This window comes from Burkholderia sp. AU15512 (genome assembly GCF_002223325.1).
In the GTDB taxonomy this organism is placed as follows: domain Bacteria; phylum Pseudomonadota; class Gammaproteobacteria; order Burkholderiales; family Burkholderiaceae; genus Burkholderia.
Window position 1 is genome coordinate 1618093 of sequence record NZ_NKEX01000006.1, and the last position, 23914, is coordinate 1642006.

The following is a 23914-nucleotide window of genomic DNA, read 5'->3' on the forward strand; positions in this document are numbered from 1 at the left end:
TATTTCGGTTTCGTTCAGGACACGTGTTTCAGGAATTCCTTCAGGCGCGGGGTCGGCGGCCGGTCGATCAGCTCGACCGGATGGCCGTCTTCCGCGATCCCGCCCTGATCCATGAACAGCAGCCGCGTGCCGACCCGCTTCGCAAAGCCGATCTCGTGCGTGACGACGATCATCGTCATCCCTTCGGTCGCAAGATCCTGCATCACTTTCAGCACTTCGTGGCGTAATTCCGGATCGAGCGCCGACGTCGGTTCGTCGAACAGCATCAGCCGCGGCCGGATCGCGAGCGCGCGCGCAATCGCGACGCGCTGCTGCTGGCCGCCCGACAACTCCGACGGGTAATGATTCGCGCGCGATTCAAGGCCGACCTTGTCGAGCAGCGCCATCGCCTGGTCGCGCGCGTCGGCGCGTGACGCGCCGCGCACCTGCATCGGCCCGAACATCACGTTCTCGAGCGCGGTCATTTGCGGGAACAGGTTGAACTGCTGGAACACCATGCCGGCTTCGAGCCGGATGTTGCGGATCGTCGTCGCGTTGCCGCGCACGCTCTGGCCGTCGACCAGTAGCTCGCCGCCGGTGATTTTCTCGAGCGCGTTGATACAGCGCAACATCGTCGACTTGCCCGAGCCGGACGGGCCGACCACGACGACCACCTCGCCCGCGTCGATCTTCAGGTCGATGTTCTTCAGCACCGGCACGTGGCCGAAGCTCTTCGACACGTTCTGGAATTCGATCATGCTCATAGAATCCTCATGCGCTTTTCGACGAGCCGCAGCGTCAACGTCATGGCGCCGGTCAGCAACAGGTAGATGACGGCCACCGCACTCCAGATCTCGACCGCCTGGAAATTGCCCGCGATGATTTCCTGCCCCTTGCGCGTCAGCTCGCCGACGCCGATCACGATGAACAGCGACGTGTCCTTCAGGCTCACGATGCACTGGTTGCCGAGCGGCGGAATCAGCCGCCGGAACGCGAGCGGCCCGACCACCTTCAACAGCACGCGCGGCATCGACAGGCCCATCGCGAGCCCCGCTTCCGTCAGCCCCTTCGGGATCGACAGCAGCGCGCCGCGCACCACTTCCGCGAGATACGCGCCGGAATTCACCGTGATCGCGATGATCGCGGCCGTCAGGCCGTCGATGCGGATATGCGCGAGCAGCGGCAGCGCGAAATACAGGAACATCACCTGCACGACGATCGGCGTGCCGCGGATCAATTCAATATAAACCTGGGCGAGCACGTTCATCGCCTTCGGCCCGTATGCGCGGAACATGCCCGCGACCATCCCGACGACGAAGCCGCCCACCAGCCCGAAAAATGCGATGAACACCGTCAACCGGACCCCGTCCATCAGGTCCGGCAACGCCGCCCAGATCGCCGACCAATCGAAATTCACTTGTCGCTCCCCGTTCGATTCAAGACCGGCGCGGCCATCCGGCCGCGCACTGTTGCGGCGTCACGCTCACATCTTCGGCGGTTCGGCCCCGAACCACTTCTTGTAGATCTGCGCGTAGCGGCCATCGGCCCGGATCTTCACGAGCGATGCGTTGACCTTCGGCACGAGCGGGCTGCCCTTCGGGAAACCCACGCCGTACTTGTCGCCACTGACCGGCTGGCCCGCGACCTTCACCTTGCCCTTGCCTTCGTTGTTCACGAAAAACAGCACGTTCGGCGTGTCGTGCATCGCCGCGTCGACGCGGCCGGCTTCGAGCGCGAGGTACGCCTGGTCGATGTTCGGGAACTGGCGGATCTCCTTCGGCTTCAGGTGCGCCTTGATCCAGTCGATCGTCGCGGTGCCCGTTTTCGCGGCGATCACCTTGCCGTTCAGGTCGTCGATCGATTTGATCGTCGTGTTGCCGGTCTGCACCATCGCCGCGAGGCCGCTGTCGTAGTACGGCGCGGAGAAGTCGATCGCCTTCTTCCGCTCCTCCTTGATCGTCATGCCCGACAGCGCGACGTCGATGTTCTGCGTCTGCAGTGCCGGGATCAGGCCCGCGAAATCCATCGGCTGGATCGTGTATTTCCAGCCCTGGTCCTTCGCGATCTCCGCCCAGAGGTCGAGATCGAAGCCGACGTACTTGTCGCCCTGCTTGAACTCGAACGGCATGAACGACGTATCGGTGCCGACGACGAGCGTCTTGGTATCCGCGTGTGCGAGGCTGGCGCCGAGCGCGGCAACGACCGCGACGGATTTCAGGAAGGAACGGCGACTCATGGTTTCTCTCCGCATGATTGAGCGATGTGACCGGCCAGGCGGCCGGCGGAACGACGACATCAAGCCGCACCGCAACATGCGATGTCGAATTAGACCTTAGTGCAACAAGTGTTGTCAATGGCGATACTACGACAACAAAAAAAACCGCAACGGGGAAATGCATCGTGACAAACCCGCGGCGCGGATAGATCGGAAGAAAGCGGCGGATGGAGGGCGAAATGCCCGGGCCGGGGCGTGCCGCGCAGCCCTCCCTAGGGCAGCCGTCCCCTTGGGCTTTCCGAAGCCCACCCGTGAGAGTTGCCAATAGCGCGCGATCGGGCGCGGGAATGAGGCGGGACCGTGTTCGGGCTCCACCGGCAGGGCCGCCCTAGAAGCGTTGTACGACGGTAATGGATGAACGGATGCGCGGGCGCTGCCCCCGAAAAAATCGGCGGATTGATGGGGAGCAAATCCGTCGTGGTTGATCGCATTCACAATGCTTGTAACGCGTAACGTTACAGGCTATACTTGCCTTGCGTCTTGTGCGAGACGCTTTGATTCACCGCGAAAAAAGGGAATCCACTATGCGTAATTTCTATGATCAAGAGCTTTCGCCATAAAGGCATTCAGCGCTTCTTTGAATCTGGCTCCACAGCGGGCATTCAAGCGGCGCACATGAGCAAACTCAAGCGGCTACTGTCTGCGTTGAACCGGGCGAAAAGCCCGAACGACATGAACCAACCGGGGTGGCGGTTGCACCCTTGGAAGGGAACCGGCGACGGTGTATGGTCGGTCGACGTGAACGGAAATTGGAGGTTGACGTTCGAGTTCGATGGGGAGGATGCAGTCCTCGTCGATTATCTCGATCCTCACTGACAGGCCGCCTCTACTACGGTTCCACAGTACAGCGTTCATTACAACGGCTATGTCCATCATGTTTGACCCGCCGCATCCCGCGGCAATCCTTCGGGAAGATGTGCTTCCTGCACTGAACCTGACGGTGACTCAAGCGGCAGAACAACTGGGCGTTTCGCGCGTCCAATTGTCCCGTGTTCTCAACGAAAGGGCGAGTATCTCGCCCGATATGGCGCTACGCCTCGAGCAGTGGCTTGGTGCGGAGCGCGGCGGCCGAGCTGATTTCTGGCTCGGCATGCAGTTGGACTATGACCTGTGGCAGGCACGAAAGCATGCGCCGACGAAGGTTAAGCCTGCCCCTTCAGAGACAGTGCATGCTTAACGAGAAACCGGCTTTGGTCCGGATCCCTATTCAGTTAAAGCCCGCCTTGCGCGGGCTTTTTTACTAATGACTCGTCGTCCACGTCTTCCGGTTGCACGTAAATGGCGCCCTCATCGATCGGCGCGACGTAGTAACCGCGTGTGGTCAGTTCGATCCTGAAGTCCCTGAATACCTGGAACAGCTCGTTATCGAACGGCAAAGACGTGAACTTGAGATCGACACGTTCCCCGGTTTCATACGACGTTCGGAAGAGTCATGCGCAGGCGGGCTCAAGGCAGAGGGCTGAAGGGAGGATCGCAGCGGCTGGTGCGGGCCGGCACGACGGCCGTCCAGTGCAACGCGCGCGGCAGGATGACGACCGCGCCATCGCCGCCACCCGCACATCGGTTTGCGCGGCGGCCGGCGATTCAACCAGGCGTCTTGTCGGGACGAACGTGCGCGCCAAGCCGGCAACCGCCGGCGCGGCTCAACGCAGGTTGCGGAATTCGCGCGGCATCGCCGAACGACGGTGCGCCGATGCCGCGTCGCTTACGCCGCCACCCCGCTCGCCTGATGCGACACGAGCCGCCCATACGCGCCCTGCCGCGCCATCAGGTCCGCATGCCGTCCGGCCTCGATCACGCTGCCGTGCTCCATCACGAGAATCAGGTCGGCATTGCGCACGGTCGATAGCCGGTGCGCGATGATGATCGACGTGCGCTGCGTCATCAGGTCTTCCAGCGCCGCGCGGATCTGCTGCTCGCTGAGCGTGTCCAGATGGGACGTCGCTTCGTCGAGGATCAGCACCGGCGCATCCTTCAGGAACGCACGCGCAATCGCGACACGCTGGCGCTGGCCGCCCGACAGTTGCACACCGCGCTCGCCGACGCGCGTCGCGAGCCCGTCCGGCAGCCGCGCGACGAAGTCGCCGAGCGCCGCATGGTCGATCGCGCGCTGCACGTCCGCGTCGGACGCGTCGCTCGCGGCGAGCCGGATGTTCGCTTCGAGCGTGTCGTTGAACAGGTAGGTATCCTGCGCAACCAGCGCGATGTGCTGCCGCAGTTCGTCGAGCCTAAGATCGCGCAGGTCGACGCCGCCGAGCGTCACGCGGCCCTGCTGCGGATCCCAGAAGCGCAGCAGCAAGCTCGCGACCGTCGACTTGCCGGCGCCCGACGCCCCGACCAGCGCGACCGTGCTGCCGGGCGGCACGTCGAAGCTCACGCGGTCGATCGCGGGCACGCTGCGGCCTGGGTACGTGAAGGACGCGGCCTCGAACCGCACCGCCGGATCGGCCGGCATCGCATGCGTGCCGTCCGTCACCGGCACCGGCTCCTTCTCCAGCGCACGCAAGCGTCGCGTCGACGCGATCGTGTCGGCGAGCTGGCGCGCGACCTGGCCGATTTCGGCCACCGGCATGAAAGCGGCCACGGCCACCAGCACCAGCAGCGGCAACGACTCGCGCGGAAACCAGCCGCGTGCGCACAGCAGCGCGCCGAGCGCCGCGACGACCAGCCCGCCGAGCCCGCTCGCGATTTCCAGCGCGGCACTTTGCGCCGACAGATCGTCGAGCAGCTTCGCGCGCTGCTTGCGGTACGCATCGACTTCGGCCACGAACGCCGCGCGCCGGCGCGCGACGGCCTGGAACGCGGTGAGTTCCGCGAGCCCCTGGATCGTTTCGGTCAGGTGCGCGCCGAGCTGGCCGAGCGCTTCACGTGCGCCGGTGCCGAGCCGGTCGACGTCGCGCCGCGCCAGCACCGGCGCGAGCCCGGCCCACAACAGGAACGGCAGCAGCACGAGCGCGAGCGGCCACGCGACCGACGCGAGCAGCACCAGCACGGCGGCCGGCACGAGCACCGCGACGAACGCGGGCGCCAGCGTGTGCGCATAGAAATACTCGACGGTCTCGACGTCCTGCGTCGCGAGCGACACGAGATCACCCGAACGGCGACGCAGCAGCCCGGCCGGCGCGAGGCGTTCGAGCGTCGCGAACAGCGCGATGCGCATCTCCGCGAGCAATCGGTACGCCATGTCGTGCGCGAGCCACGATTCGAGCCAGTGCAGCACGGCCGCCACGGGTGCGATCACGAGCAACGCGGTGACGAGCGCCGGGCTCACGTGGCCACTCGGTACCGCACCGACCACCAGCGCGCCGATCACGCCGACGCCGATGAAGGCGAGCACGCGGCCGATCCCGAACAGCACCGTCAGCACGACCTTGCCCGTCCACGGGCGCACGAAGCGCAGCAGCGTCCTCAGGGTTTCCGGCCAGCCGATCTCCGCCGCATCGTCGTTCAACGGCCGCACCTGCGGGCCCGACGACGCGCGCGCGGTCGCGCCGGCCGTTGCCGCCACACCGACCGATTCGGCGACCGCCTCCAGTTGCGGCCCCATCAGCCGGCGATACGGGCCGTCGCGCGAGATCAGCGCCGCGTGCGTGCCCTCGTCGACCACCTGCCCCTGGTCGAGCACCAGGATGCGGTCGGCGCCGATCACGCTCGACAGCCGGTGCGCGAGCACGAGCGTGGTCCGCCCGCGCGTGAGCCGGTCGAGCGCCTGCTGGATCAGCGCTTCGTTCTCCGCGTCGACCGACGACAGCGCCTCGTCGAGCAGCAGGATCGGCGCATCGCGCAGCAGCGCGCGGGCAATCGCGAGACGCTGGCGCTGGCCGCCCGACAACATCAGCCCGCGTTCGCCGATGCGCGTCGCGTAGCCGTCGGGCAGCGCCGAGATGAAATCGTGCGCATTGGCCGCGCGCGCGGCGGCGATCATGTCCGCATCGCTCGCGTCGGGGCGGCCGAGCCGCAGGTTGTCGGCCACGCTGCCGTCGAACAGCGTCGCATCCTGCGCGACGACCGCGATCATCTCGCGCACCTGGCCGGCATCGAGCGTGCGCACGTCGTGGCCGCCGATGCGGATCGCGCCGCCCTGCGCATCGTGCTGGCGCAACAGCAGGCGCACGATGGTCGACTTGCCCGCGCCGCTCGGCCCGACGATCGCCACCGTCTCGCCTTCGCGCACCGAGAAGCTCAGTGCCGCATGCGCGTCCGCGCGGCGCCCCGGATACGCGAAGCTGACGGCGTCGAACGCGATCTCGGGCCGCAGGCCCGCGACGCGCGGCGCGTCGGTGGCCGGTGCATGACTCTGCGCGTCGAGCAGCGCGTGGATCGCATTCGCCGCCGACTGGCCGATCATCCCCTGGTGCAGCACGGCACGCAGGTCGCGCAGCGGCCGGAAGATCTCGCTGCCGGCCATCAGCACGATCAGCAGCGCCTCGAGGCTCATGTCGCCGTGCCGCACGCGCCACGCACCGACGGCGATCGCGGCGGCCGCGCCGAGGCCCGTGCCGAGATCGGTGAAGAGCCGCGTCAGCAGGCCGAGCGCGAGCACCCAGAACGTGCTGTCGGACAGTGCGCGTGCCTTCGCGGCCAGCTTCGCGCCGAATGCCGTGCTTTGCCCGAACGCCTTCAGCGTCGGCAGGCCTTGCACCGCGTCGAGGAACTCCTCGCCGAACGCATTGAAGGCGGCCGAGCGCGCGAGCGCCGCGCGCTTGTCGGCGCGATGCACGAGTTGCGGCAGCGCGAGCGTGACGAGTGCCGCGACCAGCAGGATCGCGGCCGTCGGCACGTCCCACCACGCGAGCACCGCGAAGATCATCACCGGCGCGCACGCGGCGATCACGAGCTGCGGCAAATAGGTGCCGAAAAAGGTCTGCAGTTGCTCGACGCCGTCGACGACGGCCAGCATCACGCCGCCCGTGCGTTCGCCGCTGAACCACGCGGGGCCGAGTGCGGCGATCCGGTCGAACAGCCGCGCGCGCAGCGTGGCCTGCACGCGCCCGGCCGTGTGCTGCGCGAGCACCGTGCGGCGATGGTCGAGCCACGCGCGCAGCAGCACGCAGCCCGCCGTTGCAACGACGGCTTCGCCGATGCTGCGTGCCGGCGCACCGGCAAAGACCAGCGCCAGCACGCGGCCGAGAAAGACGAAACGCAGGATCCCGACACCCATCGCGAGCAGGCCGAGCGCGACGGCCGCGGCCACCCGCCAGCGCAGCCCCGCCATCATTGCCCATAGTCGTCGGTCGAAATACATGAAGCCCTCCGGTGGTGTCCGATGATGTTTTTTCTTGACCGGATCGAGGCTACCCGCGCGGCCCGCGCGCGGCAAAAGATGATTTTTCAACGGGTGTTGAGTCAACTACAATACCCCGCATGTCGCACCTCCCTCCCCTCAGCGCATTGCGAGCTTTCGAGGCGGCCGTCCGCCTCGGCGGATTCGCGCGCGCGGCGGCGGAGCTGAACGTGTCGACGAGTGCGGTCAGTCACCAGATTCGCGCGCTCGAGGAATCGCTCGGCGCGCGGCTGCTCGAACGCAGCACGGGGCTCGGCGGCATCAGCCTCACGCCGGCCGGCGCACGCCTGCTGCCGGCCGTCAGCGATGCGCTGTCGCGACTCACCGACGCCTGTGCCGACATTCGCGGCACCGCGCAACGGCTCACCGTATCCGCCAATGCGCCGTTTTCGGCGATGTGGCTCGCCCGCCGCCTCGCGGAATTCTCGTCGCGTCATCCCGACACGCCGCTGCATGCCGTCGTGCTCGACGACGAACCGGATTTCGCGCGCGGCGGCGTCGATCTGGCGATCGTGCACGTGCCCGCGCACCGGCTGCAGGCCGACGACGACATCCTGCTGCAGGAAACGGTGTTCCCGGTATGCAGCCCCGAACTGCATCCGTTTGCCTCCGTGAACGTGTGCCGCTCGCGGCTGCTGCAGGAGATGCACAAGCACAGCCCCGAGATCGACTGGCGCAACTGGTCCACGGAGTTCGGCCTGCCGGGCGACTTCGAGACGAAGATCGTCCGCTACAGCAGTTTCAGCCAGGTCATTGGCGCGGCGGTCGGCGGCGCGGGCATCGCGCTCGGCCGCGCGCCGCTGATCGAGCCCGAGCTGCGCAGCGGGCGCCTCGTGCCACTGCGGCCGGGCCTCGAACGCGCCGCGTCGTGGCGCTTCGTGCTGCGCCGCAACCCATCGACGCGGCACCGGCTGCTCGATCCCCTGATCGCGTTCCTGCGCCGCGAAGCGGAAGCCGACGCGGAAGCGGAAGCCCCGCCGATCGCGGGCCCGATCGTTGCGCCCGCATCCAACGACAGCCGCGTGCGGGGCACCGGCGGCGCGACCGGCAAATAACGCGCCGGCCTCGCCCGCATGCGCCGCTTACGGCGCAGCGAAGAACAACGCCACCGCGCACGCCATCCCGCCGAACCACACGAGCGAACGCAGCGACGCCCAGTTCAGCAGGTACATCAGCATGTAGACGACGCGGATCGCGACGAACGCCATCGCCAGCTGGTCGACGCGATGCACGTTCGCACCGTTGTGCCATGCCACCACCAGCGCGGCCGTGAACAGCGCAAGCGCTTCCCACCCGTTCTGGTGCGCGGCCTGCGCACGGGCGCGCCAGCCTTCGAGTTTCGCCAGGTAGTCGCGCGGCGTGCGGTTGTCGTAGCCCTTGCGGGCCTTCGCGAGAAACGTCATCGAGAACGGCAACAGCGCCACGATGAACAGGCACAGCTGGGACGTCGTCATCAAATGTCTCCTCCTTTATGATTACATTGATCAATGACAAGATCGCCGAGAGCTTAGCATTGCGTCGTGCTGTTCGTGCACCGGTTTTCTAGACGGGAGACTCGGCTGCGCGGCCCGCCAGCAGCCGCGACGCGCCTGGTTCGACACCAAAATTTCCACCAAATCGTCGCCAAAAACGTTAATTAAAACTGGTCGAACACCAATAAGATAGCGTTCAACACTGGCCCGACGCATTGTCGCGCCAGGCCGCCGAACCCGCGCCGCCGCGCGCGCCGAACGACATCCGATCCGAGACATCGCCATGCCCCGTCCCATCGTCGCCCATATCCGCCCTGACGCCGTCCGCCACAACCTCGACTTCATCCGCCGCACCGCCGCGCAATCGCGCGTGTGGGCCGTGATCAAGGCCAATGCGTACGGTCACGGCATCGAGCGGATCTACCCGGGCCTCGCCGCCGCCGACGGCATCGCGCTGCTCGATCTCGACGAAGCCGTGCGCGTGCGCGAACTCGGCTGGGACAAGCCCGTGCTGCTGCTCGAAGGGATCTTCGAGCCGGCCGACGTCGAGCTGGCCGATCGCCACCGCCTGACGGTGGCCGTGCACTGCGACGAGCAGCTCGACCTGCTGATCGCGGCGAAGCCGCAGCAGCCGATCGACATCCAGCTCAAGATGAACTCCGGGATGAACCGGCTCGGCTACCGCCCCGCCGTGTTCCGCGCCGCGTGGGAGCGCGCGGCGAGCGCGCCGTCGATCGGCAAGATCACGCTGATGATGCATTTCGCGAACGCCGACGAAGGCGAAGTCGACTGGCAGCTCGACCAGTTCGATGCGGCGACGGCGGGGATACCCGGCGAGCGCTCGACGTCGAATTCGGCCGCCGTGCTGTGGCATCCGCGCGCGCACCGCGACTGGGTGCGGCCCGGCACGATCCTGTACGGTGCGTCGCCGACGGGTGCGGCGCGGGGTATCGCCGACACGCCGCTGATGCCCGCGATGACGCTGACGAGCAAGCTCATCGGTGTGCAGACGCTGTCGCCGGAAGAGACCGTCGGCTACGGCCGCCGCTTCACGGCCGACCGGCCGATGCGGATCGGCGTCGTCGCGTGCGGCTATGCGGACGGCTATCCGCGCCACGCACCGACCGGCACGCCGATCGCGGTGGACGGCGTGATGACGCGCGTCGTCGGCCGCGTATCGATGGACATGCTGACCGTCGACCTGACGCCGTGCCCGAACGCGGGCATCGGGTCGAGCGTCGAGCTGTGGGGCGACCAGGTAAAGGTGGATGACGTGGCGGAAGCCAGCGGCACGATCGGCTACGAGCTGATGTGCGCACTCGCGCGCCGCGTGCCGGTCGTGATCGTGCCGCCGGGCGCGTCGAGCGAGCAGCCGACGCTGCGGACCGGGAGCTACGGGCGCTGACCGGCTTGGATGCGGCGCACGCGCTGTCGCGTCGCCTGACGTGCGCTTCGGTTGCGGGTCGCCTTCGGGCGGCCCGCTTGCTTTTCCGTGCGAGCGCAAGGCGCGGGTGACGGCCCTTCCGCTTCGCTCGCCGCGCTCCGCTAGTAACGCACTACGAACGCCACGTCGGCTTGCGCTTCTCGAGGAACGCGTCGATCCCTTCGCCGGCATCCTCCTCCATCATGTTGCGCGCCATCACGTCGCCCGCATACGCATAGGCTTCGTCGAGCGGCAACTCGCGCTGGCGATAGAACATCTGCTTGCCATACCGCACCGCGGCCGGGCTCTTCGCGACGATCTCCGCGACCTTGCGCGCGACGGCCGCGTCGAGCGCATCCTCGGGCACGGCCTCGTTGACGAGGCCCCATGCGGCGGCCGTTGCGGCGTCGACGAAGCGCCCGGTCACGAGCATGTCGAACGCGCGCTTCGCCGTGACGTTGCGGCTCAACGCAACGGCCGGCGTCGAACAGAACAGCCCGACGTTGATGCCCGATACCGCGAAGCGCGCGGTGTCGGCCGCGATCGCCAGGTCGCACGCGGCGACGAGCTGGCAGCCGGCCGCCGTCGCGATGCCGTGCACGCGCGCGATCACCGGCACCGGTAACGCACGCATCGCGAGCATCACGCGGCTGCACTGCGCGAACAGCGTGCGGTAGTAATCGAGTTCGGGCTGGCTGCGCATCTGCCGCAGGTCGTGGCCCGCGCAGAACGCCTTGCCCTCCGCGGCCAGCACGACGCAGCGCACGTGCGGATCGGCCGCCAGCGACTCGAACGCATCGTGCAGGCTCGCGAGCATCGCCTCGGACAGTGCATTGAATTGCTGCGGACGGTTCAGCCGCAGCGTGACGACGCCGTCGTGCGCGTCGCGCAACAGGATCGGCTCGGCCGTGTCTTGATCGGGTTTCATGATGTTCCGCTCGATGGGGTTCGGCAGGATTCGATGCGGCGCGAACGCGCGGCGATGATGCGTGCACGCTCACGGCACCGTGGTGATGAAATGCTCCTCCACATTCCGTGCGACGTCCAGTCGTGGTGCAGCAGGCTCGCACGGTCACATCCGCGTGCGCCCCCGGCGCCACGCGCGCACGCCCGAGCGTAGTTGACTGATGCCAGCGAGGAAAAAGACCGCGCCCATCCCGCCGAAGGTCAGTACGCCACCCCAGATCGCGCCGAACGTATTCATCCGCGCCGTCATATGGGGCGCGTCGGGTGCGTAGCGCACCTCGACCGTCGCGCCCTCCTCCACGCTGACGTCGCCGCCCTGCGGGTATTCGACGTGCTCGCCCGCGAGCGTCGTGAACGCGATCTCCGGATGATGCGGGCCCGCGTTCAGCTTGATGACGCGCCCCGGCACGACGACCGATGTCCGCAGGAATTCGCGCGTCGACTGCGCGTACAAGGCAGTGCCGATCAGCAGGCACGTACCGACGATGGTAAAGACGATGCCCTTCGCGATCAGCGTTTCCGTCTGCTGCGCGTCGGTGCGGCCGGATCCGGACACCATTGCGCTCACCTCAAGGTCGCGACTGATGGAACGACACGTCGATCTTCGACTGCGTGTTGCAGCGGCACATCACGCCGCGCCCCGTTTCGTCGGTCACGCGTTCATACGGGCCGTTGCATGCGCCGCGCACGCGCGCCGCCCGATCGATCCTGATTGTCATGGGAAGGTGTCCCGTTCCTGATTGTCGTGGATGCCGTGCGTGCTGCGCAGGTCGCGCAGACACGCCGCCCTCGGCATCCGGCAGGATACGGAGATCGCGGTGCGCTGTAAATTGCGCGCGCGATCGTCTGCGTCGTCGCCGGGCAAACGCTCGCGTCGCTGCTGATCGACCACTACGGGCTGATGGGGCTCGCGCCCCCCGGCCGCATCGCGGGCGTCGCGCTGATCTTCGCGGGGATGATCGTCGTGCAATGGCAGATGCCCGCGCCACACGTGCCGGCCGCGACCGGCGACGCGTCGGCCGCGCAACCGGAACCGCAGCGCCGAATGCGCGGGCGGCAGCGGGCGCGCTAAAGCCCGGAGTGCGTCAGCCCGCGAGCTTCTTCAGCGCGTCGAGCACCGCATCGCCCTTGAACGGCTTCACGATCCAGCCCTTCACGCCGGCGGCCTTGCCGCGCTCCTTCATCGCCGGGCTGCTTTCGGTCGTCAGCATCACGACGTTGACCGTCGCGTTCGCCAGTTCGCCACGGATCTTCTCGACCATCGTCAGGCCGTCCATGTTCGGCATGTTCACGTCGCTGATCACGAGGCGCACGCCGGGCGTCGCCTTGAGCTTCGCGAGCCCGTCCTTGCCGTCGACGGCCGTCGCGACGTCGAGCCCGTGATTGCGCAGGAAGCCCGCGACTTCGTCGCGCACCGTGCCCGAATCGTCGACCACCAGAATCTTTGCCATGTCGTCTTCCCCTTTCCTTTCCTTGTTGCTGACTTCAGTCTTCAAAACAGTTCGAGTTCGCCCGATTCGACCATCGGCCCCACGTCCTGCACCGATTCGCGGAAATCCTCCGGCGACCAGCTCAGGCTGAACACGAAGCGCTGGTCGAGGCACACGGAGCGCCCCGAGGCCGGATCGGTCATCCGGTACTTGAAGCAGAGCTGCGGGCAATCGCCGCCGAACGAGATGAACTTCTGCTTGTGATTGACGACGAGCGGCACCTGCACCGGATGGCGCGCCAGCGCCTCGGCGTCGCCGAGATAGCGGTTCTTGAACGCGCCCCATACGAGGTTGGTCAGCTCGCCGAGCACGCTGTTCACGTCGCGGAAATCCGGCGCGCGGCCGTCTTCGCGCGTGCCGCCAATCATGTCGAGCAGCGGCTGCTCGCTCGTCTGCAGCAGCATGTAGCCGCGGCACCACGCGCTTTCGAGCGCGATCAGGCTGAACACTTCGCCGAAGATGATCTGGTCGCGCACGATGCACGGCGTTTCGTGCTCGATCGTCATGCCCGGGAACAGGCTGTCGATGCGCGCCTCGGTGATCTCCGAGATGCCGCGCACGAGCGCGTTCGGGTAGTCGCGACCGAACAGGTATTCGTCGATCGCGCGCTTGAGCGGCGTCATGTCGTCCGCGACGTAGGCCGCGCACGCGACGCGCGCGAGCGCCTCCGGCAGCCCGTCGCGCGACGCGAGCGATTCGCGGCGCAGGATGATCGGCAATTCGGGGCGCAGCGCATCGATCTGCGTCGCGATAATCGCGCTCTCGGCCGGCGAACCGCCGTAATCCTCGGCCAGCAGGATCGCGCCCAGGTCGATGTTCGAGCGCAGCACCTTCAGCAACCGGCTGCGCCGCACGGTCAGGCCGACCAGGTTGTGCTCGTCGCAGAAGCGCTTGATCGCGTCGGCGTGCGCGCGACTGTCGTCGAGTACGAGCACCTTGCTGACGGGTTTGTCCAGGGTCATCTCAAGGTTTCCTCATGGTCGGTCAGGGTCGGTCAGAACAGTTCGAGCTCGCCGCCGGTATCCACCGTGGCCGTTGCCGGCACATGGAAATCGACCGGCGCGTTCGCGCACACGCACAACGTCGCGCCGACCCGCACGTCGCCATCGAGCGTCAGGTCGTAGGCGGCCACGTAATCGGGCGAGAGCGCGTGCATGAAGTCGATGCTCGCGCCGCTCAGCAGGTAAGGCGTCGACATCCCGAGGTCGGGAAACGACGCGGTCAGCGCCTGGTTGATCGCGCCGCAACACAGGTTCGCGACTTCCATGAACGCATCGGTCAACGATCGCTGGCTGTTCGCGCCCGCTGTCGCGCCGGCGAAATGGCGGCGCGTCGCGTCGTCGTCGCTGAAGCGCAGCGCGAGCAGCAGGCGGAAATTCAGTGCGGAGATCGTCAGCACAACCACATGTTCGGGCGCCTGCGGCTTCGATCGCGACCTCGCGTGCGTGCGATCCGGCGCGTCGTGTTCTTGCCCGGCTCGCGGCCGGATGTCGCACGCGCCGCCTGCCGCGAGCCGCGTGCGCGCGGCATCGAAAAAGATCCGTTCGAACCCGGCCCTCGCCTGCGCACTGATCACGCGGCTTCTCCCTCGATCCGCGCGTGCAACTGCCCGGCCAGCGTCTCGACGGTCGCGAGCGCGGCCGTGATCATCTTGCCGCCGGCCTGGATGTCCTGGAACGTCGCGGCCGTCACGAGATCGTTGCGGTTCAGGCTGTCGCGATAGCTGTTCGACAGCTGCTGCGAGCGCGCGGCCAGCCCGCGCACCTCGCTCGCGACGATCGAGAAGCCGCGCCCGGCCGTGCCGGCGCGCGCGGCCTCGATCGACGCGTTCAGCGACACGATCGACACGTGCGCGACGATCGCCGACAGCTCCTGGTTCTTCGTGCGCATGTCCTGGTTCTGCGTGGTCAGCGAGATCATCTGCTCGTGCCAGCGCTCGAAGGTGCCGGCGAGCCCGCGCAGGCGCGCCGCTTCGTCGGCGATCTTCATCGCGTGCTGCGCGAGCGCCGCGCGATCGGCCGACAGCGCCTGCATCGCGTCGCGCTGCGAGCCGGCGGCGGACGTCTCGCGCGCCAGCGCATCCTCGAGCTGCGCCTCGCGCTGCGCCCATGCGTCGGCCGCCTCCGCATGCGCCGACGCGGCGTCGGCGACGCGCGCGTCGGCTGCGTCGAGCGCGCCGCGCAACTGCGCCGCATCGCGCTCGAGCGCCGCGACGAGCCGCATGCGCGTCACGCGAAACACCACCGCCGCCACGATGGCGACGACGGCACCGCCCGCCAGTGCGGCGGCCATCTGGATCATCCACGCCTGCCCGGTCACGTCGTCACTCCGCCGCGCCGATGTCCGCGCTGCGTGCACGCTCGTGCGCGACGCCCTGGGCGGCGCCGTCGGCCGCGAAGCGGGCCGGCAGCGTCACGATCGTCTCGAACGCGCGATACGGCGCGCCGACGCGATCGTCGGTAAAGCGCAGCGCGATATCGCCGCCGTCGCGCTTCAGGAAGTTGCGCACCGCGTCCATGCCGACGCCGCGCCCCGACACTTCGGTCACCGTGCTCGCGGTCGAGAAACCCGGCCGGAAGATCAGCTCGGCCACATCCTCGTCGGACAGCCCCGCGTCGTGGTCGGCATCGATCCAGCCGCGCTCGCGCGCGATGCTACGAATCCGGTCGAGCGCGAGGCCGCGGCCGTCGTCGCTCAGCACGAACCACAGCTCGCCGCCGCCCACGCCGACCGCGATGTCGATCGTGCCGGACGCCGCCTTGCCGGCCGCGCGCCGCTCGTCGGACGATTCGATCCCGTGGTCCATCGAATTGCGCAGCAGGTGCATGAACACGTTCTTCAGCGTCGCGGCGATTTCGCTGCGCACGCGGTGGCCGTGGCTGTCGATATGCACGACCGGCGCCGGCTTGCCGAGTTCGGCCGCGAGCGACGGCAGCGACTCGATCACGCCGCCGAGCGCATCACCGATGCCCTGCGTGCCGAGCTGGCTCAGCATGCGGCGCACGGCGTCGCGCGCCGCGTGCCAGTCGGACGCGTTCGCCGGATCGGCGCCGTCGAGCACGCGCAGGCTCTCGCTGATGTGCGCGCGTTCGACCATCAGGAAGTCGGCGCCCTGGACCGCTTCGCCGCTGCGGCCGAGCGTGACCGCGTTGATCGTCGCGTAGTGCTCGACCGCGTCGCGCACGCGGGCCAGGTCGTCCATCAGCGCGTCGCGGTTCCACTCCGGGCCGCCGTCCGCGCGGCGCAGCGAGTCGTACGCCTGCTCCGCTTCATGGACGATGTTGGTCAGGTGCTGGAGGCTGTACGTGCGCGCATTGCCCTTGATCGTGTGCATGTTGCGGAACAGCGCCGCGACGATCGAGTGATCGGCGCGCTCGTGCTGGCGGATCATCCGCTCGTTCTCGCTGAGGAAGCCCTTCGCGCTGTGCACGAAGTCGTGGAACTTGTCCTGGCTGATCGACAAAATCTCGCCGATCATTTCGAGGCGGCGCTGCTGCTCGCCGGCCTGCGCGGTCAGCTCGCGAATCTCGGTCACGTCGCGCACGCACAGCATCAGGCGCACGACCGTGTCGGTCTCGTCGGTGATCGCCGACCAGCTCAGGTCGAGCCACTTGTCGCGGCCGTCCGGCATCCGCTTCGCGACTTCGTTCACGAGCAGGTGCTCGTTGAACGCGAAGTTCATGCTGTCTTCGCCGAGGCATGCGTGCACGGCCGCATCGACCTGCGAGCGCGCGTCGGAACCGATGTTCGAATCGTCGAACACGAGCGCCATCAGGTCGCGGCCGGCGATATCGTTCGTCTCGAAGATGGTTTCGAGGTACGCCGAATACTCCGCATGCACGACGCCGCCCTCGACGACGGTCAGGATCCCCTGCTGCATGTTCTGCAGCATCGCCTGGATGTCGGCCGTCTTCTGCTTGAGCTGCGCCGAGTTCTCCTGGATCTTCTCGATCATCCCGTTGAACGCGACGATCGAATGGCCGATTTCGTCCATCCGGCCCACCGGCACGCGGCGCGTGAAATCCTGGCTCGTCGCGATCTCGCTCATCGCCGTCTGCATCCCGATCAGCGGGCGCGTGATCTGGCGATACAGCAGCAGGCCGAGTGCGGTCAGCAGCACGATCACCGTGCCGGCGACGCCCGCGATCGCCGTCGCCGTGGTCGACAGCATCCCGTTCAGCGCGCTGATCGCGTCGTCCTTCTGGCGGTTCTTCTCGACGCGCAGCGTGTCGACGATGCTTTCGAGTTCGTCGCGATACTGCGCGACGTTCGCGAACAGGTACGCCTGCGCCATCTCGGGCTTGCCGTCGGCCTTCATCTTCACGGTGTCGTCGATCGCCGCGAAATAGTTCGTGGCGCTCTCCTTCGCCTGCGAGACGAGCCCGACCTGCGCCTGGCCGACCGCCGACTTCGCCTGCACGTCGAGCGCGGCGCGCAGCGCGCCCTGCTTCGCCTTCAGCTCGTCGCGCGCCTGCGCGGCGGTGTTCGCGTCGGGCGCATAGACGAGCGTCATCGTCGCGATCTGGATGTTCTTCACATCGGCGACGAGATCCGCCGACGCGAGCGCGCTCGGCACGATTCCCTGGGTGACCTGGCGTACCTCGGACGCGCTCTTGCGGGTCTGGTACACGGCATAGATGCCGATCGCGGACAGCGCGAAGAACGTCAGGACGACTAGCAGCGTAATGCGATGACGGATGGTCATGAGTACAGCTCCCCGCAGCGATCCGGCTTCGACCGCCGTTTGGTCTATTGAAAGAATGTGAGCGCCGAATTATCGGGGATGGTGTATGACGCTCCGATGACCGGAAATCAATCATTCATTGATAAAAATGAAATGAATAATTGCGACGAAAGCGCCCTAAAGGTTTGCCGGGATCTGCCGTTAACCTCATGCCACAAGGCTTCGATCGGCGATCCTGCGCGGCCTTTGAATTCCAGGTTCGGATATTTTATTTTTATTTATTTAATCCGCGAATTAGCCGCAATCGGGCTTTCGTAAAACGTTTGCGCATTATCGACGAATTCAGTCGAGTTCGCGATTTTTTATTGCCGGGCGTGATTCTACGGACGGATGAAAACGATTCCGCCCGCCCCGGAGCGACGATACATGGACTGCATCGTCGGCCCCGGTGCGGGCTTGAGCGGCTAACGACCGGTCAGTGGCTGCTGGCGCGCGTCGCCCCCAGCCCCGTTTCCGAACGCACCTGCTGCGCGGCGAACGCGCCCTTCTCCGCCTTCGCGCGCAGGCTCGTGTCGAGCACCGAGAACAGCCACACGCCGACGAAGCCGATCGTCATCGAGAACAACGCGGGCGACGTGTACGGGAACCATGCCGAACCCTTCGGATAACCGAGCGTCGCCTCCCACACCGACGGCGACACGATCGTCAGCCCCACCGACGAGACCAGCCCGAGGAAGCCGCCGATGACCGCGCCACGCGTGGTGCAGCCCTTCCACATCATCGACAGGAACAGCACCGGGAAATTGGCCGATGCCGCCACGGCAAACGCCAGCGACACCATGAACGCGACGTTCTGCTTCTCGAACGCGATGCCCAGCAGCACGGCGATCACGCCGAGCACCAGCGTCGTGATGCGCGACACCTTCAGCTCGTCGGCACTGTTGGCCTTGCCGTTCTTGAAGACGGTGGCGTAGAGATCGTGCGACACCGCGGACGCGCCCGACAGCGTGAGCCCGGCCACCACCGCCAGGATCGTCGCGAACGCCACGGCCGAGATGAAGCCGTAGAACACGTCGCCGCCCACCGTCTTGGCCACCAGCACCGCGGCCATGTTGGCCGTGCCCGCGCCGCCCTTGATCACGCCCTTGGCCACGTCGGCCAGTTCCGGATTGGTCAGCACCAGCGTGATCGCACCGAAACCGATGATGAAGATCAGCACGTAGAAGTAGCCGATCCACGTGGTGGCCCAGAACACGGATTTACGCGCTTCCTTCGCATCCGGCACCGTGAAGAAGCGCATCAGGATGTGCGGCAGGCCGGCGGTGCCGAACATCAGCGCCATGCCGAACGAGATGGCCGAGATCGGATCCTTGATGAACCCGCCCGGCGACATCACCGACAGCCCGATGCGGGTCGCGTCGTCCGGCGACTTGCCGGCATTCGCGGCGATCGCGGTCTTGACTTCGACGGCATGGGCGAACAGCGCCTCCGGGCTGAAGCCGTACTGCGCGAGCACCATGATCGCCATGAAGGTCACGCCCGCGAGCAGCATGCACGCCTTGATGATCTGCACCCAGGTGGTGGCCGTCATGCCGCCGAACAGCACGTAGACCATCATCAGCGCGCCGACGATGACGACCGCCACCCAGTAGTCGAGACCGAACAGCAGCTTGATGAGCTGCCCCGCGCCCACCATCTGCGCGATCAGGTAGAACGCCACCACCACCAGCGTGCCGATCGCGGCGAAGCTGCGGATCGGCCCCTGCTCGAAGCGATAGCCCGCGACGTCGGCGAAGGTGAACTTGCCGAGGTTGCGCAGCCGCTCGGCCATCAGGAACGTGATGATCGGCCAGCCGACCAGGAAGCCGATCGAGTAGATCAGGCCGTCGTAGCCCGACGTCATCACCGCCGCGGAAATGCCGAGGAAGGATGCCGCCGACATGTAGTCGCCCGAGATCGCCAGGCCGTTCTGGAACCCGGTAATGCCGCCGCCGGCCGTGTAGAAATCCGCCGCGGAACGCGTGCGCGACGCCGCCCACTTGGTGATCCACAACGTCCCGGCCACGAACAGCGCGAACAGGACGATGGCCGTGGTGTTGGTCGCCTGCTTGGCGGTCTGCCCGACATCGCCGCCGCCGGCGACAGCCGCGCCGCATACGCCCGCAGCCAGCAGCGCGACCAGCGTCATCGAAAGTGTCTTCTTCATTGGGCGACGTCCTGCAGGATGTCCTGCGTCAGTTGATCGTATTCGTTGTTCGCGCGGCGCACGTAGATGCCGGTGATGACGACGGTGAACACGATCACCGCCATGCCCACCGGTACGCCGACGCTCGTCACGCCGGTGCTCACCGGCTTCGCGAGGAACGACTTGTCGAATGCGATCAGTGCGATGTAGCCGTAGTACACGATCAGCATCAGCACGGTCAGGCAGATGCCGAGCGTGTTGCGCCGTCGCTTGAGCTGCGCATACTTCGGATGCGCTTCGATTTTTTTCACCAACCCATCATGCATCGCCTGTCTCCTGGTTTGCCTTTTGAATGAGTGTGGCGATTCTGAAGAGCGAAGCTGACTGCGGGCTTACTCGGTCTTTCGCGAGTGGCATCGCGAGGACTATGGTTTTCCCTAGCGGTACGGGCGCTGTGGCGCTGTCGCACGCGAGCTGCTTATCACGTGTTCTCCACCGTACATCGGGCACGCCTCAATGGCGATGCCATTTCGGCGTCGCGATGCGGGTTGGTCGAGACGCAATTTCTCGACAGTCGTCAATCAATGGATATTCGCGCGCAGCAGGCGTCACTCACATCGATCGAGCGATGGTGGGGACAGGAGTGTCGACGGAGCATGCCGTCGGTGCGGCGTGAAGAATCTGAAGCCTTTTTTTGCCGTCGGCCCGTTGACATCCCGCCCCCGCCGGCCGCGCTTGCGTAGTGGTCGACAAGATCGAATCGCGGATCTTCATGCTCTTATTCGTCGTCCGCGAATCGAATTGCTTGCGAGGGGTTTCCGCGAGATGGCGGATTCGCTGCGCCGCCAGCGCATCCCCCGCTGCACGCGCTGGGGAAAAATACGGAGTTGAAGTCGACGGTGATTCGGTTGCGGTGACGCGAAACGGGCACCCGCGCGCCGGACGATTCCACTCCCGTTGCAGCCTGACAGCCATGCGATCAGTTTTCACGCGCGTCGGCGAGCCAATCCTCGACCTGTAGCCCCGGAACTCGCGCAAACTCGCGCACGTTATGCGTGACGAGCACCAGACGCCGCGCGCGTGCCTGCCCGGCGATCAACGCATCGTACGGACCGATCGGGGTGCCCGCCGCGGTCAGATGCGCACGAATCTCGCCGGCGTGCTGAGCATCTTCGACATCGAACGCCACCCCCTCGAACTGAAGTGCCTCGACACGTGCCACGTTCGCAGCCGCTCTCTGGCTCTTGTAGGCACCGTAATAGAGTTCATGCGCGACGATCGCCGGCATGCCGAAATCGGCTGGCTGATACGTGCGCAGCCGTGCCAGCATGGCCGGCTCGCCTTTCAGGATGGCGATTACCGCGTTGGTATCCAGCAGAAATTTCATTCGAATACGTCCAGATCCGGTCGCTCCTGAGCACCAGGCTCGGTCGTGGCGGCGGCTTCGAAATCGGCGTCCACCGGGCCGATCAGCGGCGTGAGCCAGGCCCAGTCTTGCGGCACCGGCTCGAGAATCACGGATGAACCGTGGCGACGAATCCGGACCTCGGTCGTGTCGAAGCGGAAATCCTTCGGCAGACGGACAGCCTGCGATCCGCCATGCTTGAAAATCTTGGCAGTATCCATCCTCGCCCCTCGTGTATCTACGAAATGTATCTATTTTAACCATTCCGGGCGCTGATGACGAGTCACCCGATCGGTATATGAACAACGAGCAACGGGGCATCGCGGGACACCCGATTCATTCCCGCAAGGAAACAATCAATCGCACGGCGGCGATTCACGTCGCCGCCCGCACGCCCTAGACTGTCGCATCGCTCCCCTTTCCGGACCCCACGCAATGCCCGACGTCCTGCCGCTGACCACCGATCCCGAGTCGGGCCTCCAGTACCGGCTGCGCCCGGCCACCGGCCGCCCCGCTGCCCGCCTGTTGCTGCTGCATGGCGTCGGCGGCAACGAAACCAACCTGCTGAACCTGGCCGACGTCATCGATCCGCGCATCGAGATCGCCTTCCTGCGCGCGCCGCTCGCGTTCGGGCCCGACCAGCACGCGTGGTTTCCGGTGCGCTTCGGCCCGAACGGCCCCGAAATCGACGCGGCCCGCGCGGACGCGAGCCGACTCAAGCTGATCACGCTGCTCCGCAGCTTCCGTGGCAACGATGACGCGGGCGCCGCGCTGCCGACCGTGATTGCCGGCTTCAGCCAGGGCGGCATCATGAGCGCGAGCGTCGGCCTCACGTCGCCGCAGGACGTCACCGCATTCGCAGTGCTGTGCGGGCGCATCCTGCCCGAAATCGATCCGCTGATCGCGCCGCGCGATGCCCTTCGCCCGCTCCACGCGCTGATCGTGCACGGCCGCGCCGACGACAAGCTGCCCGTCGCGTGGGCCGACACCGCCGACGCGAAGCTCACCGCGCTCGGCATCGCGCACGAAACGCGGCTGTATGCGGCCGGCCACGAGCTGACCGCGGAGATGGCCGGCTCGTTCGCCCGATGGGTCGGCGAACGAGCCGGTTTGAACTGACCTTGGCGGCAAGCCGGGGCGCCGGCCGCGAACGACCCGGCGCGCCCGGCGCATACCGTCTTCAGGCGCCCCGCACCGGATCGGCAACGGCGCGCGTGGCCGAAGATGCAAGCGCATCCGCCGCCTGCTCGCGCGCCGCACCACGCTTCGCCAGCTTCCAGCCGACCACCAGTGCGAGCACGACGACCGGAATCGTCGCGATGGTCCACGTGCCGCCCGGATAGTCGAATGCCATCAGCACCAGCACGCCGACGAGGAAGGCCAGCGTGAGCCACGACGTGAACGGCGCGCCGGGCATCCGGAACGACACGGCCTTCAGCTCGCCGCGATCGACCGCACGACGGAACAGGATCTGGCACATGACGATGAAGCCCCACGTCGTGATGATCCCGAGCGACGCCATGTTCAGCACGATCTCGAACGCCTGCGCCGGCACGATGTAGTTCAGCGGCACGCCGATCGCATTGATCGCGACCGTGATCAGGATCCCGCCGTACGGCACGCCGCGTGCGTTCATCCGCGACACGAAGCGCGGCGCCGATCCGCCCATCGCGAGCGAGCGCAGCACGCGCCCGGTCGAATAGAGGCCGGAGTTCAGGCTCGACAGCGCGGCGGTCAGCACCACGACGTTCATCACGGTGCCGACGTACGGCACGCCGAGCTTGCTGAAGAACGTCACGAACGGGCTTTCGTGCGCGCTGTACGCCGTCCACGGCAGCAGCATCGTCAACAGCACGACCGAGCCGACGTAGAACAGCGCAATCCGCCACATCACGCTGTTGATGGCTTTAGGCAAGACCTTGCGCGCATCGGCCGTCTCGCCCGCCGCGACGCCGACGAGCTCGATGCTCGCGTACGCAAATACGACGCCCTGCACGATCAGCACGGCCGGCAGGATGCCGTGCGGGAAGATCCCGCCGTGATCCGCGACCAGGTGAAGCCCCGGCATCTGCCCGGCGACCGGATGGCCGCTCGCGAGAAACACGGCGCCGACCGCGAGGAACACCGCGAGCGTCCCCACCTTGACGAGCGAGAACCAGAACTCCATCTCGCCGAACACCTTCACGCCGATCATGTTCATTACCGACACGATCCCGAGCGCGCCGAGCGCGAACACCCACTGCGGCACGTCCGTGAACACGGCCCAGTACTTCATGTAGATCGCGACCGCGGTGATGTCGACGATGCCGGTGGTCGCCCAGTTCAGGTAGTACATCCAGCCCGCGACGAACGATGCGCGTTCACCCATGAACTCCCGCGCATACGACACGAAGCTGCCGCTGGTCGGCCGGTGCATCACGAGCTCGCCGAGCGCGCGCATGATCAGGAACGCGAACACGCCGCAGACGAGGTACACGAGCGCGAGCGCCGGCCCCGCGTGCTGCAGGCGCCCGCCCGCACCGAGAAAGAGTCCGGTGCCGATCGCGCCGCCCATCGCGATCATCTGCACGTGCCGGGGCTTCAACTGCTTCGCATAGCCGGCTTCGTGCGACGCGAACATCGCATCCGGGTCGGCATGTCGGGAATCCGCGCCACCGGCCGGATCGGCCGGGCGCTCGCTGCTGTGGGTCATCGTGTGTCTCCGTTGTTTCTTGATGTGTCGCGCCCCGCGCGGGGGCGCGTCGGATGCAG

25 protein-coding genes are annotated in these 23914 nt (G+C 66.7%); 6 read left to right on the top strand and 19 right to left on the bottom strand.

The features are described 5' to 3' along the window. Positions 1-14: 14 nt before the first annotated feature. From glnQ to glnH, 3 genes are all read right to left on the bottom strand, one after another. Complete coding sequence (gene glnQ, locus CFB43_RS26565; RefSeq protein WP_174388472.1) at positions 15-743, bottom strand: glutamine ABC transporter ATP-binding protein GlnQ; 729 nt, start codon at positions 741-743, stop codon at positions 15-17. Next, positions 740-1396 (bottom strand): glutamine ABC transporter permease GlnP, encoded by a 657-nt coding sequence (glnP, locus tag CFB43_RS26570; protein ID WP_089474611.1) that lies wholly within the window; start codon positions 1394-1396, stop codon positions 740-742. The genes glnQ and glnP overlap by 4 nt, the downstream gene beginning before the upstream one ends. A 66-nt stretch (positions 1397-1462) precedes the next feature. Then, on the bottom strand, positions 1463-2215 hold the full coding sequence (glnH, locus tag CFB43_RS26575) for a glutamine ABC transporter substrate-binding protein GlnH (protein WP_089497236.1): 753 nt from the start codon (positions 2213-2215) through the stop codon (positions 1463-1465). A gap of 576 nt (positions 2216-2791) precedes the next feature. On the opposite strand from glnH, the gene CFB43_RS26580 reads away from it, so the two are divergent. Together CFB43_RS26580 and CFB43_RS26585 are read left to right on the top strand one after the other, a co-directional pair. Further along, positions 2792-3070, top strand: a complete 279-nt coding sequence (locus tag CFB43_RS26580; protein WP_074803724.1) for a type II toxin-antitoxin system RelE/ParE family toxin — start codon at positions 2792-2794, stop codon at positions 3068-3070. A 49-nt stretch (positions 3071-3119) separates the two neighbouring features. Further along, positions 3120-3431: a HigA family addiction module antitoxin gene (locus CFB43_RS26585; RefSeq protein WP_089497237.1), complete on the top strand. Its 312-nt coding sequence runs from the start codon at positions 3120-3122 to the stop codon at positions 3429-3431. Positions 3432-3959: 528 nt separating this feature from the next. Here the strand turns inward: CFB43_RS26585 and CFB43_RS26590 are convergent. After that, complete coding sequence (locus CFB43_RS26590; protein WP_089497238.1) at positions 3960-7499, bottom strand: ABC transporter ATP-binding protein/permease; 3540 nt, start codon at positions 7497-7499, stop codon at positions 3960-3962. 119 nt (positions 7500-7618) lie between these two features. Between CFB43_RS26590 and CFB43_RS26595 the strand changes: the two genes are divergently transcribed. After that, positions 7619-8593, top strand: a complete 975-nt coding sequence (locus tag CFB43_RS26595; protein ID WP_089497239.1) for a LysR family transcriptional regulator — start codon at positions 7619-7621, stop codon at positions 8591-8593. A 27-nt stretch (positions 8594-8620) separates the two neighbouring features. On the opposite strand, the gene CFB43_RS26600 is transcribed toward CFB43_RS26595, so the two are convergent. Further along, the gene (locus CFB43_RS26600; protein WP_089497240.1) at positions 8621-8992 is read right to left on the bottom strand and encodes an MAPEG family protein; all 372 of its coding nucleotides are present in this window, start codon (positions 8990-8992) and stop codon (positions 8621-8623) included. A 301-nt stretch (positions 8993-9293) separates the two neighbouring features. Here CFB43_RS26600 and alr point away from each other — a divergent pair, with 301 nt between their 5' ends. Continuing rightward, the gene (gene alr / locus CFB43_RS26605) at positions 9294-10415 is read left to right on the top strand and encodes an alanine racemase (protein WP_089497241.1); all 1122 of its coding nucleotides are present in this window, start codon (positions 9294-9296) and stop codon (positions 10413-10415) included. Between the two features lie 151 nt (positions 10416-10566). Here the strand turns inward: alr and CFB43_RS26610 are convergent, their stop codons facing one another. The 4 genes from CFB43_RS26610 to CFB43_RS39215 all read right to left on the bottom strand — a co-directional run bounded on the left by CFB43_RS26610 (position 10567) and on the right by CFB43_RS39215 (position 12284). Beyond that, the gene (locus CFB43_RS26610) at positions 10567-11361 is read right to left on the bottom strand and encodes an enoyl-CoA hydratase (protein ID WP_089497242.1); all 795 of its coding nucleotides are present in this window, start codon (positions 11359-11361) and stop codon (positions 10567-10569) included. A 144-nt stretch (positions 11362-11505) separates the two neighbouring features. Then, positions 11506-11958, bottom strand: coding sequence for a DUF3592 domain-containing protein (locus CFB43_RS26615; protein WP_089497243.1), 453 nt, complete (start codon positions 11956-11958; stop codon positions 11506-11508). Between the two features lie 10 nt (positions 11959-11968). Further along, positions 11969-12118 (bottom strand): hypothetical protein, encoded by a 150-nt coding sequence (locus CFB43_RS38535; protein ID WP_179254910.1) that lies wholly within the window; start codon positions 12116-12118, stop codon positions 11969-11971. Continuing rightward, the gene (locus CFB43_RS39215; protein WP_144023144.1) at positions 12060-12284 is read right to left on the bottom strand and encodes a 2Fe-2S iron-sulfur cluster-binding protein; all 225 of its coding nucleotides are present in this window, start codon (positions 12282-12284) and stop codon (positions 12060-12062) included. The genes CFB43_RS38535 and CFB43_RS39215 overlap by 59 nt, the downstream gene beginning before the upstream one ends. Between CFB43_RS39215 and CFB43_RS26620 the strand changes: the two genes are divergently transcribed. Further along, positions 12241-12471, top strand: coding sequence for a DMT family transporter (locus tag CFB43_RS26620; RefSeq protein ID WP_373452566.1), 231 nt, complete (start codon positions 12241-12243; stop codon positions 12469-12471). The two genes, CFB43_RS39215 and CFB43_RS26620, sit on opposite strands and share 44 nt — an antisense overlap. A 13-nt stretch (positions 12472-12484) precedes the next feature. On the opposite strand, the gene CFB43_RS26625 is transcribed toward CFB43_RS26620, so the two are convergent. From CFB43_RS26625 to CFB43_RS26670, 9 genes are all read right to left on the bottom strand, one after another. Then, positions 12485-12850, bottom strand: coding sequence for a response regulator (locus tag CFB43_RS26625; RefSeq protein WP_031401467.1), 366 nt, complete (start codon positions 12848-12850; stop codon positions 12485-12487). 41 nt (positions 12851-12891) lie between these two features. Further along, positions 12892-13851, bottom strand: coding sequence for a chemotaxis protein CheX (locus CFB43_RS26630; RefSeq protein ID WP_089497244.1), 960 nt, complete (start codon positions 13849-13851; stop codon positions 12892-12894). A 32-nt stretch (positions 13852-13883) separates the two neighbouring features. Next, entirely contained in the window at positions 13884-14465 is a 582-nt protein-coding gene (locus CFB43_RS26635) for a hypothetical protein (RefSeq protein WP_089497245.1), read from the bottom strand. Continuing rightward, positions 14462-15190: a methyl-accepting chemotaxis protein gene (locus tag CFB43_RS39140; RefSeq protein WP_089498154.1), complete on the bottom strand. Its 729-nt coding sequence runs from the start codon at positions 15188-15190 to the stop codon at positions 14462-14464. Before CFB43_RS39140 ends, CFB43_RS26635 begins: the two co-directional genes overlap by 4 nt. Positions 15191-15212: 22 nt before the next feature. Then, the gene (locus CFB43_RS26645; RefSeq protein WP_089497246.1) at positions 15213-17594 is read right to left on the bottom strand and encodes an ATP-binding protein; all 2382 of its coding nucleotides are present in this window, start codon (positions 17592-17594) and stop codon (positions 15213-15215) included. 454 nt (positions 17595-18048) lie between these two features. After that, the gene (locus CFB43_RS26655) at positions 18049-19779 is read right to left on the bottom strand and encodes a cation acetate symporter (RefSeq protein ID WP_089497248.1); all 1731 of its coding nucleotides are present in this window, start codon (positions 19777-19779) and stop codon (positions 18049-18051) included. Next, positions 19776-20084 carry a DUF485 domain-containing protein gene (locus tag CFB43_RS26660; RefSeq protein WP_043179330.1) on the bottom strand — a complete coding sequence of 103 codons (309 nt, stop codon included), beginning with the start codon at positions 20082-20084 and terminating at the stop codon, positions 19776-19778. Before CFB43_RS26660 ends, CFB43_RS26655 begins: the two co-directional genes overlap by 4 nt. Before the next feature lie 653 nt (positions 20085-20737). Continuing rightward, complete coding sequence (locus tag CFB43_RS26665) at positions 20738-21145, bottom strand: type II toxin-antitoxin system VapC family toxin (protein ID WP_089497249.1); 408 nt, start codon at positions 21143-21145, stop codon at positions 20738-20740. After that, positions 21142-21384: an antitoxin gene (locus tag CFB43_RS26670; protein WP_089497250.1), complete on the bottom strand. Its 243-nt coding sequence runs from the start codon at positions 21382-21384 to the stop codon at positions 21142-21144. The genes CFB43_RS26665 and CFB43_RS26670 overlap by 4 nt, the downstream gene beginning before the upstream one ends. A gap of 214 nt (positions 21385-21598) precedes the next feature. Between CFB43_RS26670 and CFB43_RS26675 the strand changes: the two genes are divergently transcribed. Beyond that, positions 21599-22282: an alpha/beta hydrolase gene (locus tag CFB43_RS26675; RefSeq protein WP_089497251.1), complete on the top strand. Its 684-nt coding sequence runs from the start codon at positions 21599-21601 to the stop codon at positions 22280-22282. Positions 22283-22343: 61 nt separating this feature from the next. Here the strand turns inward: CFB43_RS26675 and CFB43_RS26680 are convergent, their stop codons facing one another. Next, positions 22344-23855 (bottom strand): amino acid permease, encoded by a 1512-nt coding sequence (locus CFB43_RS26680; RefSeq protein WP_089497252.1) that lies wholly within the window; start codon positions 23853-23855, stop codon positions 22344-22346. Positions 23856-23914: the final 59 nt, after the last annotated feature.

Coding starts and splice junctions, on each gene's coding strand:
- glnQ (WP_174388472.1), bottom strand. CDS start 743: ATGAGCATGATCGAATTCCAGAACGTGTCGAAGAGCTTCGGCCACGTG.
- glnH (WP_089497236.1), bottom strand. CDS start 2,215: ATGAGTCGCCGTTCCTTCCTGAAATCCGTCGCGGTCGTTGCCGCGCTC.
- CFB43_RS26580 (WP_074803724.1), top strand. CDS start 2,792: ATGATCAAGAGCTTTCGCCATAAAGGCATTCAGCGCTTCTTTGAATCT.
- CFB43_RS26585 (WP_089497237.1), top strand. CDS start 3,120: ATGTCCATCATGTTTGACCCGCCGCATCCCGCGGCAATCCTTCGGGAA.
- CFB43_RS26590 (WP_089497238.1), bottom strand. CDS start 7,499: ATGTATTTCGACCGACGACTATGGGCAATGATGGCGGGGCTGCGCTGG.
- CFB43_RS26595 (WP_089497239.1), top strand. CDS start 7,619: ATGTCGCACCTCCCTCCCCTCAGCGCATTGCGAGCTTTCGAGGCGGCC.
- CFB43_RS26600 (WP_089497240.1), bottom strand. CDS start 8,992: ATGACGACGTCCCAGCTGTGCCTGTTCATCGTGGCGCTGTTGCCGTTC.
- alr (WP_089497241.1), top strand. CDS start 9,294: ATGCCCCGTCCCATCGTCGCCCATATCCGCCCTGACGCCGTCCGCCAC.
- CFB43_RS26610 (WP_089497242.1), bottom strand. CDS start 11,361: ATGAAACCCGATCAAGACACGGCCGAGCCGATCCTGTTGCGCGACGCG.
- CFB43_RS26615 (WP_089497243.1), bottom strand. CDS start 11,958: ATGGTGTCCGGATCCGGCCGCACCGACGCGCAGCAGACGGAAACGCTG.
- CFB43_RS38535 (WP_179254910.1), bottom strand. CDS start 12,118: ATGACAATCAGGATCGATCGGGCGGCGCGCGTGCGCGGCGCATGCAAC.
- CFB43_RS26625 (WP_031401467.1), bottom strand. CDS start 12,850: ATGGCAAAGATTCTGGTGGTCGACGATTCGGGCACGGTGCGCGACGAA.
- CFB43_RS26630 (WP_089497244.1), bottom strand. CDS start 13,851: ATGACCCTGGACAAACCCGTCAGCAAGGTGCTCGTACTCGACGACAGT.
- CFB43_RS39140 (WP_089498154.1), bottom strand. CDS start 15,190: ATGATCCAGATGGCCGCCGCACTGGCGGGCGGTGCCGTCGTCGCCATC.
- CFB43_RS26645 (WP_089497246.1), bottom strand. CDS start 17,594: ATGACCATCCGTCATCGCATTACGCTGCTAGTCGTCCTGACGTTCTTC.
- CFB43_RS26655 (WP_089497248.1), bottom strand. CDS start 19,779: ATGAAGAAGACACTTTCGATGACGCTGGTCGCGCTGCTGGCTGCGGGC.
- CFB43_RS26660 (WP_043179330.1), bottom strand. CDS start 20,084: ATGCATGATGGGTTGGTGAAAAAAATCGAAGCGCATCCGAAGTATGCG.
- CFB43_RS26665 (WP_089497249.1), bottom strand. CDS start 21,145: ATGAAATTTCTGCTGGATACCAACGCGGTAATCGCCATCCTGAAAGGC.
- CFB43_RS26670 (WP_089497250.1), bottom strand. CDS start 21,384: ATGGATACTGCCAAGATTTTCAAGCATGGCGGATCGCAGGCTGTCCGT.
- CFB43_RS26675 (WP_089497251.1), top strand. CDS start 21,599: ATGCCCGACGTCCTGCCGCTGACCACCGATCCCGAGTCGGGCCTCCAG.
- CFB43_RS26680 (WP_089497252.1), bottom strand. CDS start 23,855: ATGACCCACAGCAGCGAGCGCCCGGCCGATCCGGCCGGTGGCGCGGAT.